Source organism: Candidatus Phycosocius bacilliformis, assembly GCF_003112735.1.
Taxonomy (GTDB): domain Bacteria; phylum Pseudomonadota; class Alphaproteobacteria; order Caulobacterales; family Aquidulcibacteraceae; genus Aquidulcibacter; species Aquidulcibacter bacilliformis.
Genome location: NZ_BFBR01000003.1, coordinates 273110 through 292118 on the forward strand (window position 1 = coordinate 273110; position 19009 = coordinate 292118).

The window sequence follows — 19009 nt, forward strand, 5'->3', positions numbered from 1 at the left end:
ATGGCGATTTATCGCCGCGAACTGGTGCAAGATGCCCGCGGCTTGTTGGCTTATCTATTTGCTGCGAGTTTTGTGGCCGTGTCCGTCCTGCTCGCTTTCCAAGTGGGCGGCTTGTTTGAGGCCGGACGCGCAGACCTTGCCGCCTTTTTCCAGTTTCACCCTTGGCTCTTTGTTGTCCTGATGCCTGCTCTTTCGATGCGGGCTTGGAGCGAGGAAAGCAGGACTGGAACGATTGAAACCCTCCTCAGCCTGCCTGTTTCGGTGCCAGCACTGGTGCTGGGTAAGTTTCTGGCTGCTTGGACGTTGGTTGCCCTCATGCTGATCTTGACGACGCCACTCTGGATTGGCGTCTCATTGCTTGGGCCGGTCGACCATCAGGCAACGCTAACTGCGTATCTGGGTTCATTCCTATTGGCCGGTGCGGGCCTCGCAATTGGCATGGCTGCATCGGCTGCATGCAGAAGTCAGGTGATGAGTTTCATAACTGCCCTTGGGGTGACTTTCATCATGACCGCTGCGGGTCTGCCTCTGATCGCCAGCACGCTGATGCCCATTCTCGGCACGTCAGCCACTGCGGCAATCACCTCCATCTCACTTCTGGACGCTTATGCTGGCTTTGAGCGCGGGGTTATCGACGTCGACAGCCTTATCCATCTTTTAGGTGTCAGCGGGCTGGGCCTCGCGCTGGCTGGTCTTTGGGTGGATAACAGGCGTGGAGGCGGGCGATGAAGCGCGGCTTGTTTGTGCCACTGGCAGCCGGCTTACTGGTCTTGCTGTTTGTGTGCGTACACACCATCGCGCGACTGGGCCTATCGGATTGGCGGATTGACACAAGCCAAGACAAATTATTCTCCATCTCGGCTGAGACCCGCGCCATCTTACGGGACCTGAAGCAACCCATGGAGGCAGAGCTTTATCTGTCACGCCAAGCCCTCGCAGACGATCCAATCATGCGCGCCCATGGTGAACGGGTACGCGACATGTTGCAGCTTTATGCCGCCGCCAGCGGTGGCCTGTTGGAAGTCCATGAACGAGATCCGGCTGCTTTTTCGCCTGTCGAAGATGCGGCCCTGAAAGCAGGATTGACACCCATTCCTGGTCCACTGCCGGATGATCCCCCGGCTTATCTGGGTCTTGTGCTGAAAAATGTTGCCGGCCGAAATTTGGTTCTGCCAATCCTTGATCCAGCCGCTGCTGGTAATCTCGAATATGACCTGAGCCGTGCGATCAACCAATTGGAAAGGCCCCAACGGACCCGCATCAGCCTGATCACGGGCTTACCTTGGTTGGTCCGAACCGATCCGATTACCGGTCAAACCCGCCCGGTTGCGCGCATGGTGGCAAGCTGGATGGATACCGCAGACCTGACCGCGCTGGCACCGGATTTTCGCGCCATTCCTGAGCGCACAGATGTTTTAATCATCGCTCAGCCAAACCCACTCACGCCCGAGCAGCAATTTGCCATCGATCAATATGTTCTGGCGGGGGGGCGGGTCCTGTTGTTTCTCGATCCAGCGTCTATGGTTGCCCAGGATGGCGGCGGCGGTCCGCGCTCGGCAACCGAGGCACTTGGACCGCTGATTTCGGCATGGGGCTTTGCAGTCCAAGGCGATGTCATCGCCGATCGGGCCTATGCCTTGCCGGTTGAGACCCAGATTTCAGGTCGGAAGGCGATTGCACCCCAACCACTCATCTTTCAAATCCCCCCGAGCGGCCTCAATCAGCAAGATGCTGTGACCGCCGGGCTGCCCCGTGGCATCCATATTGCCACGCCCGGACAGATTTTGGCGCTGGGCCAAGGCAAGGCACAGATCACCGCCTTATTGACGACCTCACAGGATACGACGCGGCTTGACGCCACCCGGGCCTTGAGTGGTTTGTCACCCCAAGATGTTGAACTGGATTGGCAGTCGGCCCGACAGGCCGAGATGATTGCCGCGCGCATCACTGGCCAATGGACCACCGCCTTCCCATCGGGCAATCCTGCAAACCCGACATCGGGTTTCACCAAGGTCAGCGTCAAGCCCGGTGAGATAATCGTCTTCGGGGATGTCGACCTTCTGGCCGACAGCCTCTACCTTGGCCCAGATGGTGAGGCAGCCGATAATGCACGCCTCATTCAAAATTGCCTCGATGTTTTGACGGGCCAGACCCGGCTCTTGTCGATCCGTGCGCGCAGCCCAACGCCCCGTCCGCTGGTGGTGGTGGAAAAGCTGCGCCAAGCCGCCCAAACCCGCATTCTGGAAGAACAGCAGGTATTGGAAAGTCGACTTGCTCTGGCAGAAGCCCGCTTGGCCGATATTGAAGCCCGCGCCGCTGCCCGTGATGCGCTCTCGCAGAGTCTCGGCACCCGTGAGATTGATCAAGCACGCCAAGAGGTGCTCGCAACTCGGGCCCGCCTGCGGGCGGTCCAAGAAGGGGTGCGGCAAGATGTGGCAGGCCTGAAGAACCAATTGATCGGCATCTGTGCCGCACTTGTGCCATTTGTGGTCCTGCTGGTCGGGCTTATTGTGCACCTGCGCCGACGGCCCCGTCGCAAGCTGGTTTGGTCGTGAGCATGATGATGACGCCCGGCGACATCGCGCGGCGACGCCTCTTGCTTGGGCTAACTGGCCTCACCTGTCTGGCTGCGGCCACGGCAGGGGTTGTTGGGTGGGTGCGCACCAACCCACGGGGCCGACTAGACAAATCTGGACCGCTTTTTCCCCGTTTAGGTCATGAACTCACCTCGCTGTCGCAAATCGAGATCATCTGGCGCGGCGGGGGATTGGTGATGCGCAAAACCAACACAGGTTGGGTCGCAGCCAGTCGCGATTCCTTTCCGATCAATGAGGCACCACTTGCCCAATTAATCACATCGTTAAAGGCGCTTCGCTACCGCCGCGCACTGACCATGCCCGCAGAGGCCCAGACCCCGCCTTTGGCCCCAGCTTTGGGCGGGGACGGCATACAACTCATCCTGCGGCGATCTGATGGGGTATTGGTTGATCTCACCCTCGCCCAGCGCGGTGGCTTGATGTTAGCTCAGATCGGTGCAGACCCGCAGCTTTATCAAGTCAGTGGACCGACATGGCCAGATCTTGGGACGCCGCAGACATGGCTGGCACTCGATGGTTTCGAGATTGCCCCAGAGCGCATCGCCACAGCCAGCCTGACCAGGCTGGATCAGCCTGCGCTAGACATTGTTCGCCGCCCGGATGGCGGTTTTGCACCGGTTGGGGGCAAGGCGAGCCCAGCGGCAACCGATGTGGCACTGCTCATGGCGCGGTTTGCGCCTGTGGATGTGATGGCCGCCCGCCGTCTGAGCGGTCCGGCGCGGTTGCGTCATCAAACGCAACTGAAGTCCGGTCTTATGATCACGCTGGAGGCCTATGTGGCTCAAGGCCAGTTATGGGCGGTGTTTCGTGTCGACCCGCGCCAAGCTGCGACCGATCAGGAGGCCCGCAGCTTGCAGGCCAAGACACAAGGTTGGGCCTTTGCTCTGACCTCTGCGCAGGCGAGCCTTTTGGAGACGCCGACTGCGTTGATCCTGTCTGCCGGGGCGACACCTGCTGCGTCTGATTGAGCCAAAGTCTGGACCAAAGGCCTCATGCGTTCTAACTGAGCAGACATGATTTCCGGCTTTGCCAATCCGCAACGATTTTTGGGACTGAGTGCCTGGCTTCTGCCTGTGACCAGCCTTCTGGCTGTTGTTGCAACCGCCATTGGGGTGGTGTGGTCGCTCTGGTATGCGCCTGCTGACTATCAGCAAGGCGAGACTGCCCGCATCATGTTCATCCATGTGCCGTCTGCCTGGATCGCGGTCGGGGCTTATACCGGCATGGCGATAGGCAGCCTGTCTTACCTGGTCTGGGGCCATGCCTTGGGTGACATTGCCGCCAAAGTGATGGCACCGATTGGAGCAGCCTTCACCGCACTCTGTCTGGCCACTGGGTCGATCTGGGGCCGCCCAACTTGGGGCACTTGGTGGGAGTGGGATGGGCGACTGACCTCGGTACTGGTGCTATTCTTTCTCTATCTGGGCTATATGGCGCTTCGCAGTGCGCTGGAAGAAACCAGCAAAGCCTCCAAAGCCGCGGCCATCCTCTGTCTGGTCGGCACGATCAATATTCCCATTATCCGCTTCTCGGTGGAATGGTGGAATACGCTGCATCAGAAGGCTTCGATCATTCGCGAAGGTGGGCCGAGCCTTGACCCCAGCATGCTGCACCCGCTTCTGGTTATGGGTGTCGCCTATTTATTGATCTTTGCAGCCCTGACCCTCGCCGCGATGCGGGCAGAGATTTGGAAGCGGTCAGCAGATGCTATTTTGGCACGGCAGGCAGCATGACGCCTCAATTCGCCTCTTTATCAGATTTCCTCGCCATGGGTGGCTATGCCCCCTTTGTGTTTGGGGCTTGGGGTTTAAGCGTGGCAGTTATCATCGGCCTGATTGTACGTGTGATCATACATGGCCGCTACCAAAAGGCCCGTCTGGCGGCTTTGCGGTCTGAAAAGGCTGAAAGTCCGACACCATGAGCGAGGCGGCCCAACCCCAAAGCCGCCGTCTGTGGGCTTTTTTGCCATTGAGCGTCTTTATCGCCCTTGCTGGCCTATTTGCCTGGGCCATGTTTGGCCAAAGGGTGGATCGCCACGCCAGTGCCCTCATTGGCAAGCCCGTGCCACAAATCCAATTGCCAGACATGTCCGGTGGCACGTTGGATTTGAGCCAATATCAAGGCAGAGCGGTCATCCTGAATGTCTTTGCTTCTTGGTGTGCGCCCTGTCGGGTTGAACATCCCCTCTTGTTCCAAATGGCCAAGGATAAGCGCTTTGTAGTGGTCGGTATGGCCTACCGCGATGACCCAGCTAAAACCCAAGCCTATCTGGATGAATTGGGGGACCCTTATGCACAAGTGGGCATAGATCGGCAGGGTGCTGCAGGGGTACAATTAGGCTTAGGTGGGGTGCCAGAAACCTATGTCATCAGTGCCAAAGGCATTGTGCTGACCCGGCACCAAGGCGAGATCACGCCTAAAATTGCCCGCGATCTGGCCAATCTGGCGGCCCGGAATACCGCGCCTTGATCAAAACCGATGCCGGGCGTTTGTGTTTCGTTAACGCAAAGCATCCTAGCCACACGATATGAAAGTCGATTCTCCTTTCTTCAATCAGCCGGTTTCGCCATCTGCTGGCGCTGTGCGGCCCGCAGCTGAACAATCTGAAGCGCGCAAAGCGTTTGCAGCCTTGCTGACTGCCACGGCTCAACGTGGTTCGGTCCCGCAGCCGCGCGCAAGTCAACAAGGCCAGGTGCAAGAGCGGGTTGTTGACAGCCGATCTGGACCGTCAGCACCAGCACAAGGGGGCGAACCTGCGACCCCTGCAGCTTTGGCAAGACCAGGTCGGGTACTCGACATTCGGGTCTAGAGCACAGGGTGTGAAAACCTTAAACTGCTCAGCCTCGGCTGTGTCTGGTCCATTCCACCCAAACCAGAACCCACAGGGGGCATTGTCGCTGTCGTGGCACGCAGCTGACTTTCTCAAGAAATTCTGAAAATTTCGATCAAATTCTATTCAAAACAATGTCGAACTTGTCTCAATTTCGTCGGACTGAACTGACGAAATATTGGTAACCCATCGGTAATGTCGCCATCGGTCATCGTGACCAAGGCGTCAAAAATGACGTCAAACCGTTTGATGAAGGATCAGCCATGATTGCCATCAACGCTGACGTGGGGCCGGTTCAGGCCTTACAGTTGCAGGTCGCAGCCCGGAGTGACCCGACGGCCAAAGTGCCCGAAGGCCTGCGCGCTCGCGACACGGGATCGACGGGACCAGCCAAGCAGTCCGCCGATCAAGCCACCCTGCCCGACGTGCGCTCTCAACTCACGCTTCAACCTCACCACCTGGAATTTCTGGGACGCGTTGAAGCCATCATGAAGGCCCATGAAGCAGATATTGCGGGTTTGGATTTGTCCACGGAAGCCGCCCGCCTGCATGCCCTCCAGGTCCGTCAGCAACTGGAGACCCAACCCTACGGGATCAGCCATCGCGCCTCCCAGATAGCGCTGGCATTGTTCCGCTAATCGCGGAGCCAGCCTCACCACACTCTTTGTATGTGTACCTTCGAACCTACCAGCATGCTGGGCCAAGCTCGGCGTGACAGGGACGTGCGTACCGCGCGACGTGTGATTTGTACCCAAGGTCTGAGCGAAGTCTTCCCGTGCCGGGCGCAAACGCCCGCACACAAGCAACGCGTGACTCAAAGTCAAACCAATTGCCAAATGCAAGGAGATCACAATGATCAGTGTCAACACCAATACCGCCGTGATGGCCGCTATCCAAAACCTCAATCGGTCCAGTGCAGATCTACAACAGACTCAATCTGCAATCTCGACGGGCAAGAAGATCGCCAATGTCCGAGACAATGGAGCCGTCTGGGTGATTGCCAATAAAATGTCGAACGACGTGGAATCCTATAATCGGGTCCGAGAGTCGAATGACCGCGCCAATGCAATCCTCGACACCGGGATCGCTGCCGGCGAAGGCATCATGGAATTGCTCAATGAGATGAAGGCAAAAGCTTTGGCGGCCACCCAAACCGGATTATCGGCAGCGTCTCAATCCGCGTTGGCCGCAGACTTTGCCCAATTGCGCGACCAGATTACAACTGTGATCGCCAATGCCAGCTTTGATGGCACCAATCTGGTCGATAGTTCACCTGACAATGCCATTGCTTTGGGCGACTCCTCCGGGGGTAATTCCATCACGATCGCTGGTGCCAATCTGTCGCTGGGCGGCTCAATTGTATCGGTAACTGCAAGCTCTGCGCTGGACACAACCACCAATGCCACCGCGGCACTATCCGCAGTCAATGCATCAATTACCGCATTGGGCACGCAATTGGCGACCTGGGGGGCCGGTGCCAAGCGACTTGAAGTCCACAAGAACTTTGTCGGCAAATTGCAAGATGCCCTCAATACCGGCATCGGATCGCTGGTTGACGCGGACCTGTCGGTGGAGAGTGCGCGGTTGCAATCACTGCAGGTCAAGCGGCAGTTGGGCATTCAGGCCTTGTCGATTGCCAATTCAACGACCCAGACGGCCTTAGGCCTGTTCCGATAGGTCTGAACGATCTGCGCGGAGCGGTGCAGACACCACTCGGCAGACCCGGATGGCCGGCGGCAATCCGGGTCTTGTCGGATCACGCCAATCGGCGGGGCAAATCCATCCGCCAGAATACAAAAATTCTTCAAAAACCGAGTCATGATTTTTGTTACCGCCAGTAACAAAGGATTCATAACTCATCGGTAACATCGCATCTGTCACAACGACATGGTGTTAAAACAACACCCAATATGCAAAACGCAAAGGGATCAAAATGATCAGCATAAATACCAATATCGGGGCAATGGCGGCCGTTCAGAATTTGGCCAGCACAAGCCGGGATCTGCAAGCAACCCAAAACGCAATCGCCACCGGCAAGAAAGTTGCCACGGCAAAGGACAATGGGGCCATTTGGACCATTGCCAACAAAATGTCCTCAGATGTGATGGCCTATGGTCGCGTGCGGGAGTCAAACGAGCGCGCCGGGGCGATCCTCGACACCGCAATCGCCGCCGGTGAAGGCATCATGGAGCTCCTCAATGAAATGAAGGGCAAGGCGCTGGCGGCATCGCAAGCTGGTCTGTCCGCAGCCTCCCAAGCCGCGCTGGCGGCTGATTTCGCGCAATTACGCGATCAAATCACTAATGTGATTGCCAATGCGTCCTTCGATGGGGCCAATATGGTGGGGGCTACGCCTGCCTCGGCCATTTCCTTGGGCGATGCAGCCGGCGGCAACACAATTACCATTGCCGGGGTCAATCTATCTCTGGGTGGGTCAGTGGTTACCGTCGCCACCACCTCTGCCGCCGATACTGCCGCCAATGCGGCAACAGCGCTGGGATTGGTGAATACCTCAATCACCAATCTGGGTACACAATTGGCAACGTGGGGCGCAGGTGCCAAGCGGCTGGAAGTCCACCGTGAGTTCATTGCCAAGCTAACCGATGCCCTCAATGTCGGAATCGGCGCCATCCGAGATGCCGATCTCAGCCAAGAGAGTGCCAAGCTGCAGTCGCTGCAAGTCAAACAACAATTGGGCGTTCAGGCGTTGTCGATTGCCAACTCCTCAGCTCAATCCGCGCTTTCACTCTTCCGATAAGAGAAGAGATACACAACGAAAATCCATTCTACGACTAGGCCCGGACGTTGCCGTCCGGGCCCTTTTCGTATCACAAAAGTGATGCTGACGACTTCAGCGTATGCCAGGCACGTGCAGCGCAGCTTCGGCTTCAGCCTTTTCCTTCATCGCAGAGCCGGCATGACGGCCAAGCTCTAAGCGGGCAATGGTGCGATTGTGCACTTCATCGGGACCATCTGCCAAACGCAAGGTGCGCTGGTGCGCATAGGCTTGAGCCAGACCAAAGTCCTGACTGACCCCACCCCCGCCATGGGCTTGAATGGCATCATCAATGATTTGCAATGCCATGGTTGGCGCTTGCACTTTGATCATGGCGATCTCGGCACGGGCAACCTTATTGCCGACTGTATCCATCATATAGGCGGCCTTGAGGCAGAGCAGACGGGTCATTTCCAGATCAATGCGTGCGCGGGCAATGCGCTGCTCCCAAATGGAATGTTCAGCCACAGTTTTGCCGAAGGCCACACGCGTCATCAGGCGCTTACACATTTTTTCAAGCGCGACTTCGGCAACCCCGATTGTGCGCATGCAATGGTGGATACGGCCAGGCCCCAAGCGGCCTTGGGCAATCTCGAAGCCAGCCCCCTCGCGCAGGATCAGATTATCAACCGGCACCCGCACATTCTCCATTCGCACTTCGAAATGGCCGTGCGGGGCATCATCATAGCCGAATACATGCAGCGGCCGCACCAAAGTCACGCCCTTGGCATCAAGTGGCATCAAGATCTGGCTTTGCTGGGTATAGGTCTTTGAGCTTGGGTCTGTCTTGCCCATCACAATGGCGACTTTGCAGCGTGGATCACCCACGCCAGAGCTCCACCATTTGGTGCCATTGATGACATATTCATCGCCATCGCGAACGATCGACGTCTGGATATTGGTAGCATCAGAGGAAGCCACTGCTGGCTCGGTCATCAAAAAGGCCGAGCGAATCTCCCCATTCATCAAAGGCCGCAGCCACTTTTCCTTCTGCGCCAAAGTGCCATAGCGCATCAGCACTTCCATATTGCCGGTATCAGGAGCCGAGCAATTGAAGACTTCAGAGGCAAAGCCAACCCGGCCAAGGATCTCGGCAATCGCTGCATAGGTGACATTGGACAGGCCAGGCCCATCAAACTCAAACGTATCATCGACATGGGCAGCGCCATGGCTGGGCGGCATAAACATGTTCCACAAGCCGGCTGCCTTGGCCTTAGCCTTCAATTCTTCCACGACGGGAATGACTTTCCAGCGCTCACCCTCAGCATCCTGCTGCTGATAGACAGGAATGGCCGGGATGATGTGCTCGGCCATGAAGGCCTCGACACGGGCAACCCAATGCTTGGTTTCGTCGGAATGTTCGAAAATCATGTCGCGCTCCCTGTAAGATACGGTTCAGACCGATATTGTTCTGTGTTGGGTTCAGCCTAAACCTGCACTTGGCTGAGGGCAATCAGAAGAGCGCACCTTGCGGCGCATAAATCTGCGACTAAAACAGCAGGCCATGAAACTGATACCCGTCAACACCACGCAATATGGCGTTCGCCTAAGCCCACTCGTCGCGGCGGATGAGGCGGAGCTGCGGGCGGCAGCGGCAGCCTCAGGGCTATTTACCTATTGGCCCCGCGACATGGCACCCGAAAAATGGGCACAGAACTTTGCGTGGATGATGGCAGAACAAAATGCCGGACGCTGGATGCTGCACACAGTTCGCGATGCTTTAGGCCGTGTGGTCGGGCAGACGTGCTATTTGGCGATCCGGCCCGAACACCGGGGGGTGGAGATCGGCGGCACGTGGTATATCGCGGATGCGCAGGGCAGCCAGGTTAATCCGGCATGCAAGCTGATGTTGCTCAACAATGCCTTTGGCTGTGGTGCCGAACGGGTGGAGTTGAAGACCGATGCCCGCAACGCCCGCTCGCGCGCCGCAATTCTGAAGCTTGGAGCCAGTTTTGAAGGTATTTTCCGTCGCCACATTTTGTTGCCAGATGGACAATGGCGCGACACGGCTTGGTATTCGATCCTGCGCAGCGAGTGGGACGAGGTAAAGGCGGGCCTGCAAGAGCGGTTAAATCGACTGGGCAATTAGGTCGCCCCCAAGCGACCTCGCCACCAAACCAAACCCAATTGCGATCACCCGAGCGAAAACGTCCGTTGACTGATGTTGCCCGGGGTTTGAGCATGGATTGATGCTTGGGGGTGCATTCATGCCCGGTCATCGCGGTTTTCCACAGTCATTACGGATTTCGGCTTGCCTATATAAAAAAGATATATCATTCTCAATTCTGGGCGTGCGCCGTTTAAATTGCGCAGATTGTTAGTCGCCAGACCAGCGCATGAGCCTGGTTGTGACTGTGACAGAAGACAGGGGATGGTTTGATGAAGAATAGACAGATCTTGCTCGCAACAGCCGCCACTTTGACGACCCTGATCTCTGGGAATGCTTGGGCCCAATCAGGAACGGCGACGACTGCCGATGAGCCGGCGTCGGATGTCGTCATTGTCACGGCGCAACGTCGGGCTCAAGATATCCAGCAAGTACCGGCGTCTGTCTCGGCCTTATCCAGCTTGCAAATCGAACAGCGTCAGGTCGGCAATGTGTTGGACTTGCAATATCAAGTGCCCAATATCTCGATCGCAACTGGGACGGGGACGGCCAATTCCGCCCGCATCTTCCTGCGCGGCGTTGGTGAAGATGAATCGCGGGGCGCAGTCGACCCGGCTGTGGCGATCTATGTCGACGGCATTTATATGGGCCGTCAGCTCGGCTCGCTCTTCTCAGTGGTGGATCTGGAACGCATCGAAGTTCTGCGCGGACCGCAGGGAACTTTGTACGGTCGCGCGTCAAATGGCGGGGCGATTAAATTGGTGTCCAAGCGCCCCAATCAGGAATTGGGTGGCGAGTTGCGCGCTGGCATCGGCAATTATGATCGAACCGAAGCGCGCGGGACTTTAAATCTGCCCTTGGGTCCGTCAACAGCGGCACGGATGACAGTAATCTACAAGGGGCGCGAAGGTTTCCACACCCTGAACCCAAACGGCGATCGGGCCGCTTTTGCCCGCAAAGTTGGTGAACAGGATATGGGCGCGTGGCGCTTCAGCCTTGCCCATGATTTCAATGAGGATTGGAAAATCCTATTCGCTTATGATGCCACACAGGATAATAGCGATCCCAATCCCGACAGCGCCCGGCCAGGCAATGACCGCGACAACAACATCTTCACGATTGAGCCGCTGCCCGGTGTGACGTGCGGGGCGACGTCAACCTCGCTAGGCTGCTTTTCTGATTACCGCAGCAAAATCACCAGCGAGGGCAGTTCGCTGACGCTGGATGGTAAACTCGGCAGCTTCTCCTTCCAATCCCTAACCGGCTATCGGACACTGAAAGACGATTTGGGCTCACGTATCGGCTCGCCCTATTTTCAGAAAACCGATCAGGATCAGTTCAGTCAGGAAGTAACGCTGTCGTCGAACTTTGACGGCCCGCTGAATTTTGTTGCGGGGGCCTATTTGTTTGAGGAAGATGTGGTGCTCAACACCACGTTTGTCTTCCCATTCCGAGTGGCTGTGAAGACTGAGTCCCTGTCAGGCTTTCTCCATGGCACGTATAAGGCCACGGATCGCTTAACTGCCACGGCGGGTGTCCGCGTGACCAAGGAAACCAAGGACTTCACCGGGGCCAATCTTGGTGCAGCCTTTGCCACTAATCCAGCTTTCCAGCGCACCGACAGCCGAGACTTTGATAATACGAGCTATAATATCGGGCTGGATTATCAGATTAACGACACGATGATGGTCTATGGCTCCTATGCCAATGGCTTCAAGCCGGGCGGCTGGTCGCCAGATTGCTTCAGCGCGACGGCCTGTTTCCTGCGCGTTGATGAAGAAGAAGTCCGCACCATTGAAGCCGGGACACGGCTGCAATTGTTCGACAAGGCGCTCAAATTCAATGCGACCTATTTCTTCAATACCTATGACGGGCTGCAGATTGGCGCGACGGTTCCAGGCCTTGGCTTTACCCGCTTCAATGTTGCCGAAACCGAAATTCAGGGTCTTGAATTCGAAGCGTTCTGGCGACTGACAGAGCGGTTCTCGCTTACCGGCAATCTGGCCTTCCTTGATGCCAAATATACCTCTGTGACGCCGCCTCAGGCCTCGGCCTTGACCAATGCGGGTGTTCCGTGCGCAGGGGGTGTGCCAACGGTTGCGTGTGCCCTCGCGCTCAAGCTCAAGAATGCGCCGGACTACAAGGGCTTTGTCGGCTTCAATTATACACGTGGCTTTGGCCCCGGTAAGCTGATTGTCATGGGCGATGTGTCCTTCGAGGATGAAAGCTACAGCCTGGTTGCCAATAGCCCGATTAATGCTTTGACCAAGATTGACCCACTCTATAATGCGCGGATCGCCTATGAGTTCGACAATGGCATCTCCGTTGCGTTGTGGGGTCAGAATCTGTCGGATCAGGAATATTGGCGGGCTGCCTCAGCAGGCTCATTCACCACCTATGCCGCACCACCGCGCACATGGGGCATTGATGTTGGGGTGAAGTTCTAACACCCCTCACCAACACGAAGACCGAGCCAAGTTTCAGCCCAAGGCCTGCACCAAGGCCTTGAGGCGCTCGACCAAGCCCATCTCGTCCTCGGTGAAGTCCTGATCGACCCACCAACGCTCAAGCTCGCGCAGAATCTGGCCCACCGCTGGGCCATGTCGCGCGCCAGCGGCCAGAACCTGCTCGCCACTAACGGGGAAGCGCGGGGCGACAAAGCCGCTCGCCAGCGCGATCATGGCGCGCCACTGACTGGTGCGGCGGGGCTCGGCATCCTCAGCCCACGCCAGTCGCACCCGGTCCAGATAGAGTTGTTCCCCCAACCAATAGAGGGCGCGGCGCACCTCACGTGCAGACAAATAGGACACAATCCGCGTCTCATCGCCTGCCCATGCCAATAGGCGATCAGCTTCGGCCTTTGACAGTTTGAGCCGACTGGCAAGCCCTGCCACGGCGGTTGGATCGCGTGGCAACAGCCCCATCAGGCGTTGCAGCGGGTCCGGCTCTAAAAACAGACTGGTGTCGATTTCGAGCAAGTGCCGGAAAACAGACAGCCCATGCGCCTCCGGCAATACCACAGGCAGGATCCCCGTCTGGGCCATGGCCTCAACGACCGGTCCGGGGTTTGATGCCCCCAAGAGCCGCTTCAATTCGTGCCAGACGCGCTCAACCGACAAACGTGTGATGCCGTCACGATGACGGGCACATGCGGCCAAAGCCTGTGGATCAAGTGGGCCTTTGCCATAGAAAGCGTGGAAGCGGAAAAACCGCAAAATGCGCAGATAATCTTCCTGCACACGGCTGTCAGCATCGCCCACAAAGCGCACGCGCCCTGCCCGCGCATCAGCCAGACCCGTGCCCATTGGATCATGCACCTGGCCCGCGGCATCACAGTAAAGCGCATTCATGGTGAGGTCGCGGCGGGCCGCATCGGCTGCCCAATCGCGGGTAAAGGCGATTTCAGCGTGGCGACCATCGGTGGATAGATCACGACGCAGCGTGGTAACCTCAACCGGTTTGCCGGAAGGAATGGCTGTGACGGTGCCATGGGCCAAACCGGTTGGGGCAAAGGCAATGCCAGCGGCCTGCAAAGCGGCCATCACCGCTTCGGGTTCCAGCTGGGTGGCGATGTCAAGATCATGGGCACTCCGGCCCAGAACCGCGTCCCGCACACAACCGCCGACAAGGCGCGCACAATCAGGCTCGACCCCGTTTAGGACGCCCAGCACTTTTTGGGCGTCGGGGTTGCGAACCAGGGCGTGTTGGGCAAGGCTGAAACCGCTCATGCACGCCAGATAGGGTGCAAAGCGGCGCGTGTCATCCCCGTCCCTGCACGGGCCTTATCAGGCAGACGGGCTGGTCAGATCGCCAGTCTCTTGCCAGAGTTCAATCTTGGTGCCGTCGGGATCGATAATCCAGGCAAACTTGCCATAGGATTCTTCCTGCAGCGGTCCTTCCAATTTTGCCCCGGCAGCCTCAATGCGCTCAATCATGGCAAGCAGATCATCGACGCGAAAATTGATCATCACCTCGCGCGTCGAGGGGGCAAAATAGGCGGTATCTGTCGGGAAGGGGCTAAAAACCTGATGGCCGTCCTGCCCTGACAGAGCAAAGAGCGCACCATGCGCATCCATCTCAACGCCCAGCACAGTTTGATACCAAGCCCGCAGGCGATCGGGAGCTGGGCTCTTGATGAAGACCCCGCCAATTCCCAGGATGCGGCCGGAAACTGCCATTAAGCGGAAGTCTCAAACAACGACTTCAGCTCACGTTTGAGGATTTTGCCATTGGCGTTGCGCAGCAAAGGTTCATGCATGATACGCACATAGGCTGGCACCTTAAAGGCCGCCAAAGAGGCCCCGACCCACCGTTTGACGTCCTCTTCTGTCAGGCTTGAGGTGGGCGGCACGGTCACCACCGCCCCGACTTCTTCACCCAAGACTTTATGGGGAACCCCAATAATGGCCGCATCGGAAATGTCGGGGTGTTTGTAGAGAATATCCTCGATTTCCGAGCAATAGACATTTTCGCCACCACGAATGATCATGTCCTTGGCGCGATCCACGATGAAGATAAAGCCTTCCTCATCCATGCGCACCAGATCGCCCGACTTGAACCAGCCCCCGCCAAAGGCGGCTTCGGTGGCTTCGGGCTTATTCCAATAGCCGACAATGACATTAGGACCACGGATCCACAGCTCACCCACCTCGCCCACTGGCACATCCTGACCATCTGGGCCGACCACGCGCACATCATTGATGGGATGGGCCGGACCGCAGGACAAGGGTCGCAGCTCATAATCCTCTGAGCCGATATTGGTGACGGCAGCGGAGGTTTCGGTCAGACCATAGCCCTGACCGGGTGAGACTTTCGGGAAGGTTTCAACGATTTTGCGCACCAGTTCGGCTGAGCTGGGTGCCCCGCCATAGGACACGCTCTCCACACTTGAGGTATCGAACTCCTTCAGGCGGGGATGTTCAATCACCTGCCAGGCAATCGCCGGCACGCCACCAAAGCTGTTGATCTTTTCCTTCTCGATCAATTCAATGCCCTTGAGCGCATCCCAGCGGTGCATCATCACAATCTTTGCCCCTTGGGCGACCGAGGGCACCAAAACGGCATGACAGCCTGTCACATGAAAGAAGGGGATGGCCAGCAGAACCGCCTTTTTCGGCAAGCTTGGATCAGGAGCAGGCGGGGTTTCGCCCCGGCGCAGGAATTGCCGGGCGGTATTGACCATCATGTTCATCAGATTGGTGATGACATTGCGGTGGGTGCCATAGGCCCCTTTGGGTGCCCCAGTGGTGCCGGATGTGTAGAATAGGGTGCACAGATCCTCTGGATCCAATGCCACATCCGGGGCTGAAGTCTCAGGCAGATCCGCCCATGATTTGGCCTCGCCGATCACATCTTCGAGTGCCACAGCCCCTGCTGGCAGATCATCACCCGCCCGAGTTACGATCAGCGCCCGTACATTGGGGATGTTGGGCAGTTTTTCAGCAATCCGGTCAGCCCGCTCCACATCGACAATCGCAACAACCGAGCCGGAATCGCGCAAACCATATTCAAGTTCATCGGCCGTCCACCACGCATTGAGCGGGCAAATCATGGCACCAATGATCACGCTGGCCCAAAACACCACCGGCCATTCGGGCAAATTGCGCATGACCAGCGCAACGCGGTCGCCCTTTTTGACGCCGTAATTATCCTTAAGCGCATGCGCCAAGCGGGCTGCGGCATTGGCATGGGCACGGTAGCTGATACGCTCATCGCCATAGATCAGAAAATCAAGATCGCCATGGGCGCGGCCCATCTCAAAAATGTCGCGCAGAGACTGCGGTCCAACTTTATATACCCGCAATTCTTGGCCGCGAATGGTCTTGGTCTCGATTTCGAGCGGTCCGCCGGGACCTGTCAAAATGGCATGAGCTTGGGATACCGACATGGCTGGAAATGGCATTTGTTGTTTCCTCTCCCTGAAGGGATTTTTATTGCCTCATTGGGCGTTTGATCTTTGGTATTGAACGAGATGACCGCCAACGCAAGCGCAAATCCTGCCCGAGGCCAATCGATTACAGCCTCTTGTCCCTTTGGAGACCTTAGCGGATTGGTCAGTATTATGACCGCAGGACTTGGCCCGTTCCCCGGTTGAAAGCATAAAGGGTCAGGGCCATCTATGGGCTTACCATCATGCTGCAGGAGATGACGATGCCAAGATTTGCCAAGAAAACCCACGGGCTTTGCCTCACCGTGGCGCTTGGACTACCGCTTGTATTGTCTGGCTGTGGCAGCAAGGAAAATGAAGTGGGTGGCTTTGCCAATGATCTGACCGGCAATGAAATCAAAGTGACCGCCCTGCGTGACCCGCAATTGCCCCAAGTCATCTGCCATTTCGGCTCGTTTGATCGCAGCCTGATCGACCGTTTGGGCAAGGGCAATTGGTTTGAAAATCCCTCCAATACCGCGATAGATTGCCACGCGACTGCCCCGATTGACGCCACGACTTTGGCAACATTGCCCAAAAGCGATGAGGTGTTTTCCAAAGGGGCCAGTCTGTTCTTCAAAACGATTGCCGTGCGCCGCATTGTCGATGTTCCCAATCAGTCGATTGTCTATGTCTCCTACAGCCGCGAATTGGTCGCCGCCTCAGCCAAGCTAGGGATGAGTGTCGTGCCCGTCCGCCTGGGTGATCAGGCTCCAGCCCCGCAGGGCCCCCAGCCCAAGCCATAAGTCGGTATCAGGCCTTGCCATACGCCTGCCTCGGGTGCACCTGAAGACAATCATGTCCAAGGCCGATTCATCCCCCCTGCCCGACCTTACTGACCTGCCAGGTGAAGCAACCCCACGCACAGGCGTGTTGGAAGGGGTTGAGGTCATTCGTGATCACTTGCGCCGCTTGCCTGGCAGGCCCGGCGTCTATCGCATGATCGGGGCGGAGGGCGAGGTTCTCTATGTCGGCAAGGCCAAGAATCTTAAGAACCGGGTGACATCCTATGCGCGCGGCATCGGCCATTCCAACCGCATTGCCCGCATGATCGACCTGACCCGGGCGATGGAATTTGTGGTGACCGCGACGGAAACCGAAGCGCTGTTGCTAGAAGCCAATCTGATCAAGCGACTGCGCCCGCGCTTCAACATCTTGATGCGGGATGACAAGTCCTTTCCCTATATCGCCATCCGACGCGATCACGAGGCCCCCCAGATTGCCAAGCATCGCGGCGCGCGGGCCAAAAATGTCGATTATTTCGGCCCATTTGCCAGCGCCTGGGCCGTCAATGCCAGCCTGACCACCTTGCAAAAGGCGTTTCTGCTGCGCTCTTGCACTGACAGTGTTTATGACAGCCGGTCTCGGCCCTGCATGCTGCACCAGATCAAGCGCTGTTCCGCGCCCTGTGTCGGGCTTATCAGTTCTTCGGATTATGGCGAGCTGGTGGATGAAGCCACCGCTTTCTTGCGTGGCAAATCGGTCGATCTGCAAAGGCGGCTGGCAGAAGACATGCACACGGCGGCCGAAGCGCTTGATTTTGAGCGGGCAGCCCGGCTGCGCGACCGCATCAAGGCACTGGCCAGCATCCGTGCCGTGCAAGGTATCAATCCGCAGAGTTTTGAAGAGGCAGATGTGTTTGGCTTAGCCCAGGACGGGGCGATGAGCTGTATTCAGGTATTCTTCTTCCGGGCAGGCCAGAACTGGGGCAATCGCGCCTATTTCCCCAAGCATGAAAAGGACGCCAGCGAGGCTGAAATCCTCGATGCCTTCATAGCCCAATTCTATGATGACAAGCCCGCACCTGCGCTCATTCTGACCAGTCATGACGTGCCGGGCGAGGCCCTGTTGGCAGAGGCGCTGAGCTTGCGGATGGATGCCAAGGTGGAAATTCGCTGTCCGCAACGGGGCGAAAAGCGCGAGGTCGTCGCCCATGCCACCGCCAATGCCCGCGAGGCGCTGGCCCGCAAACTGGCCGAAAGCAGCACGCAGACGCGCCTTTTGGACGGGGTGGCCGATGTTTTCGGGCTTGCCAGTCCACCCCAACGGATTGAGGTCTACGACAATTCCCACATTCAGGGCAGTCATGCCGTGGGGGCGATGATTGTGGCCGGTCCCGATGGGTTTGAGAAAAGCCAATATCGCAAATGGACGATCAAGGATGCCAAGGGCGGCGATGATTTTGCCATGATGCGGGAAGTCTTTACCCGTCGCTTTGCCCGCCTTTTGCAATCAGAGACCGAAGACCTGCCCCCCAGTGTGGATATGGAGGGCAATCTGATCGACACAGGCGGACGTCGCAAAGCCAGTGCTGAAGCCAACTGGCCTGATCTTGTCTTGATTGACGGCGGCGAACAGCAATTGGCCGTGGTTCAAGACGTGGCCCGTGAACTGGGCCTTGAAGATGACGTCACATTGATCTCGATTGCCAAGGGCGTGGACCGAGATGCCGGCCGGGAGGTGTTTCATGTCCCCGGTCGCGCGCCCTTCCGGCTCGAACCCAAGGACCCTGTGCTTTACTATCTTCAGCGGCTGCGAGATGAAGCCCACCGCTTTGCCATCGGGGCGCATCGGCAGAAGCGCTCAAGCGCGATTGCCAAAAACCCACTTGATGAGATTGCTGGCGTCGGGCCGATGCGCAAGAAGGCCATTCTCGCCCGGTTTGGTTCTGCCCGTGGTGTGGCACGTGCCAGCCTGAGTGAGTTGATGGAAGTGCCCGGCGTGAATGAAGAATTGGCGGGCCGTATCCAGGCCTTTTTCCAAAGGACGTGAT

Annotated in this window: 18 protein-coding genes; 14 read left to right on the forward strand and 4 right to left on the reverse strand. The window is 57.5% G+C overall.

Annotated elements, in window-relative coordinates:
* The 10 genes from PbB2_RS06845 to PbB2_RS06890 all read left to right on the forward strand — a co-directional run bounded on the left by PbB2_RS06845 (nucleotide 1) and on the right by PbB2_RS06890 (nucleotide 8185).
* Nucleotides 1-729 carry an ABC transporter permease gene (locus PbB2_RS06845; protein WP_192576213.1) on the forward strand — a complete coding sequence of 243 codons (729 nt, stop codon included), beginning with the start codon at nucleotides 1-3 and terminating at the stop codon, nucleotides 727-729.
* Nucleotides 726-2555 (forward strand): Gldg family protein, encoded by a 1830-nt coding sequence (locus PbB2_RS06850; protein ID WP_108984560.1) that lies wholly within the window; start codon nucleotides 726-728, stop codon nucleotides 2553-2555. Before PbB2_RS06845 ends, PbB2_RS06850 begins: the two co-directional genes overlap by 4 nt.
* A 2-nt stretch (nucleotides 2556-2557) precedes the next feature.
* A complete protein-coding gene (locus tag PbB2_RS06855; RefSeq protein ID WP_108984561.1) occupies nucleotides 2558-3565 on the forward strand; it encodes a hypothetical protein in 1008 nt (335 codons plus the stop codon).
* A 45-nt stretch (nucleotides 3566-3610) separates the two neighbouring features.
* On the forward strand, nucleotides 3611-4330 hold the full coding sequence (locus PbB2_RS06860; protein WP_108984562.1) for a heme ABC transporter permease: 720 nt from the start codon (nucleotides 3611-3613) through the stop codon (nucleotides 4328-4330).
* Nucleotides 4327-4518, forward strand: coding sequence for a heme exporter protein CcmD (gene ccmD, locus PbB2_RS06865; RefSeq protein ID WP_108984563.1), 192 nt, complete (start codon nucleotides 4327-4329; stop codon nucleotides 4516-4518). The genes PbB2_RS06860 and ccmD overlap by 4 nt, the downstream gene beginning before the upstream one ends.
* The gene (locus PbB2_RS06870) at nucleotides 4515-5066 is read left to right on the forward strand and encodes a DsbE family thiol:disulfide interchange protein (RefSeq protein ID WP_108984564.1); all 552 of its coding nucleotides are present in this window, start codon (nucleotides 4515-4517) and stop codon (nucleotides 5064-5066) included. Before ccmD ends, PbB2_RS06870 begins: the two co-directional genes overlap by 4 nt.
* Before the next feature lie 58 nt (nucleotides 5067-5124).
* Nucleotides 5125-5406, forward strand: a complete 282-nt coding sequence (locus PbB2_RS06875; protein WP_108984565.1) for a hypothetical protein — start codon at nucleotides 5125-5127, stop codon at nucleotides 5404-5406.
* Nucleotides 5407-5690: 284 nt separating this feature from the next.
* Nucleotides 5691-6065, forward strand: coding sequence for a hypothetical protein (locus PbB2_RS06880; protein ID WP_108984566.1), 375 nt, complete (start codon nucleotides 5691-5693; stop codon nucleotides 6063-6065).
* Between the two features lie 214 nt (nucleotides 6066-6279).
* Nucleotides 6280-7104 (forward strand): flagellin, encoded by an 825-nt coding sequence (locus PbB2_RS06885; RefSeq protein WP_108984567.1) that lies wholly within the window; start codon nucleotides 6280-6282, stop codon nucleotides 7102-7104.
* A gap of 256 nt (nucleotides 7105-7360) precedes the next feature.
* Entirely contained in the window at nucleotides 7361-8185 is an 825-nt protein-coding gene (locus PbB2_RS06890) for a flagellin N-terminal helical domain-containing protein (RefSeq protein WP_108984568.1), read from the forward strand.
* Between the two features lie 93 nt (nucleotides 8186-8278).
* Here the strand turns inward: PbB2_RS06890 and PbB2_RS06895 are convergent, their stop codons facing one another.
* Nucleotides 8279-9574, reverse strand: coding sequence for an acyl-CoA dehydrogenase family protein (locus PbB2_RS06895; protein ID WP_108984569.1), 1296 nt, complete (start codon nucleotides 9572-9574; stop codon nucleotides 8279-8281).
* Between the two features lie 133 nt (nucleotides 9575-9707).
* Between PbB2_RS06895 and PbB2_RS06900 the strand changes: the two genes are divergently transcribed.
* Together PbB2_RS06900 and PbB2_RS06905 are read left to right on the forward strand one after the other, a co-directional pair.
* Entirely contained in the window at nucleotides 9708-10292 is a 585-nt protein-coding gene (locus PbB2_RS06900) for a GNAT family N-acetyltransferase (protein ID WP_108984570.1), read from the forward strand.
* A 290-nt stretch (nucleotides 10293-10582) separates the two neighbouring features.
* Nucleotides 10583-12757, forward strand: coding sequence for a TonB-dependent receptor (locus tag PbB2_RS06905; protein WP_108984571.1), 2175 nt, complete (start codon nucleotides 10583-10585; stop codon nucleotides 12755-12757).
* 33 nt (nucleotides 12758-12790) lie between these two features.
* Here the strand turns inward: PbB2_RS06905 and PbB2_RS06910 are convergent, their stop codons facing one another.
* From PbB2_RS06910 to PbB2_RS06920, 3 genes are read right to left on the reverse strand one after another with little or no spacing between them, the layout of a single operon-like run.
* Nucleotides 12791-14038 carry a CCA tRNA nucleotidyltransferase gene (locus PbB2_RS06910; RefSeq protein WP_108984572.1) on the reverse strand — a complete coding sequence of 416 codons (1248 nt, stop codon included), beginning with the start codon at nucleotides 14036-14038 and terminating at the stop codon, nucleotides 12791-12793.
* A gap of 57 nt (nucleotides 14039-14095) precedes the next feature.
* Nucleotides 14096-14488 carry a VOC family protein gene (locus PbB2_RS06915; RefSeq protein WP_108984573.1) on the reverse strand — a complete coding sequence of 131 codons (393 nt, stop codon included), beginning with the start codon at nucleotides 14486-14488 and terminating at the stop codon, nucleotides 14096-14098.
* Nucleotides 14488-16212 (reverse strand): class I adenylate-forming enzyme family protein, encoded by a 1725-nt coding sequence (locus tag PbB2_RS06920; protein ID WP_108984574.1) that lies wholly within the window; start codon nucleotides 16210-16212, stop codon nucleotides 14488-14490. Before PbB2_RS06920 ends, PbB2_RS06915 begins: the two co-directional genes overlap by 1 nt.
* A gap of 248 nt (nucleotides 16213-16460) precedes the next feature.
* Between PbB2_RS06920 and PbB2_RS06925 the strand changes: the two genes are divergently transcribed.
* On the forward strand, nucleotides 16461-16982 hold the full coding sequence (locus tag PbB2_RS06925) for a CreA family protein (RefSeq protein WP_192576214.1): 522 nt from the start codon (nucleotides 16461-16463) through the stop codon (nucleotides 16980-16982).
* Nucleotides 16983-17034: 52 nt separating this feature from the next.
* Nucleotides 17035-19008, forward strand: a complete 1974-nt coding sequence (gene uvrC, locus PbB2_RS06930; RefSeq protein ID WP_108984576.1) for an excinuclease ABC subunit UvrC — start codon at nucleotides 17035-17037, stop codon at nucleotides 19006-19008.
* Nucleotide 19009: the final 1 nt, after the last annotated feature.

Excerpts from the sequence above, each read along its gene's own strand:
- PbB2_RS06845 (WP_192576213.1), top strand. The coding sequence starts at position 1 with ATGGCGATTTATCGCCGCGAACTGGTGCAAGATGCCCGCGGCTTGTTG.
- PbB2_RS06850 (WP_108984560.1), top strand. The coding sequence starts at position 726 with ATGAAGCGCGGCTTGTTTGTGCCACTGGCAGCCGGCTTACTGGTCTTG.
- PbB2_RS06855 (WP_108984561.1), top strand. The coding sequence starts at position 2,558 with ATGATGATGACGCCCGGCGACATCGCGCGGCGACGCCTCTTGCTTGGG.
- PbB2_RS06860 (WP_108984562.1), top strand. The coding sequence starts at position 3,611 with ATGATTTCCGGCTTTGCCAATCCGCAACGATTTTTGGGACTGAGTGCC.
- ccmD (WP_108984563.1), top strand. The coding sequence starts at position 4,327 with ATGACGCCTCAATTCGCCTCTTTATCAGATTTCCTCGCCATGGGTGGC.
- PbB2_RS06870 (WP_108984564.1), top strand. The coding sequence starts at position 4,515 with ATGAGCGAGGCGGCCCAACCCCAAAGCCGCCGTCTGTGGGCTTTTTTG.
- PbB2_RS06875 (WP_108984565.1), top strand. The coding sequence starts at position 5,125 with ATGAAAGTCGATTCTCCTTTCTTCAATCAGCCGGTTTCGCCATCTGCT.
- PbB2_RS06880 (WP_108984566.1), top strand. The coding sequence starts at position 5,691 with ATGATTGCCATCAACGCTGACGTGGGGCCGGTTCAGGCCTTACAGTTG.
- PbB2_RS06885 (WP_108984567.1), top strand. The coding sequence starts at position 6,280 with ATGATCAGTGTCAACACCAATACCGCCGTGATGGCCGCTATCCAAAAC.
- PbB2_RS06890 (WP_108984568.1), top strand. The coding sequence starts at position 7,361 with ATGATCAGCATAAATACCAATATCGGGGCAATGGCGGCCGTTCAGAAT.
- PbB2_RS06895 (WP_108984569.1), bottom strand. The coding sequence starts at position 9,574 with ATGATTTTCGAACATTCCGACGAAACCAAGCATTGGGTTGCCCGTGTC.
- PbB2_RS06900 (WP_108984570.1), top strand. The coding sequence starts at position 9,708 with ATGAAACTGATACCCGTCAACACCACGCAATATGGCGTTCGCCTAAGC.
- PbB2_RS06905 (WP_108984571.1), top strand. The coding sequence starts at position 10,583 with ATGAAGAATAGACAGATCTTGCTCGCAACAGCCGCCACTTTGACGACC.
- PbB2_RS06910 (WP_108984572.1), bottom strand. The coding sequence starts at position 14,038 with ATGAGCGGTTTCAGCCTTGCCCAACACGCCCTGGTTCGCAACCCCGAC.
- PbB2_RS06915 (WP_108984573.1), bottom strand. The coding sequence starts at position 14,488 with ATGGCAGTTTCCGGCCGCATCCTGGGAATTGGCGGGGTCTTCATCAAG.
- PbB2_RS06920 (WP_108984574.1), bottom strand. The coding sequence starts at position 16,212 with ATGCCATTTCCAGCCATGTCGGTATCCCAAGCTCATGCCATTTTGACA.
- PbB2_RS06925 (WP_192576214.1), top strand. The coding sequence starts at position 16,461 with ATGCCAAGATTTGCCAAGAAAACCCACGGGCTTTGCCTCACCGTGGCG.
- uvrC (WP_108984576.1), top strand. The coding sequence starts at position 17,035 with ATGTCCAAGGCCGATTCATCCCCCCTGCCCGACCTTACTGACCTGCCA.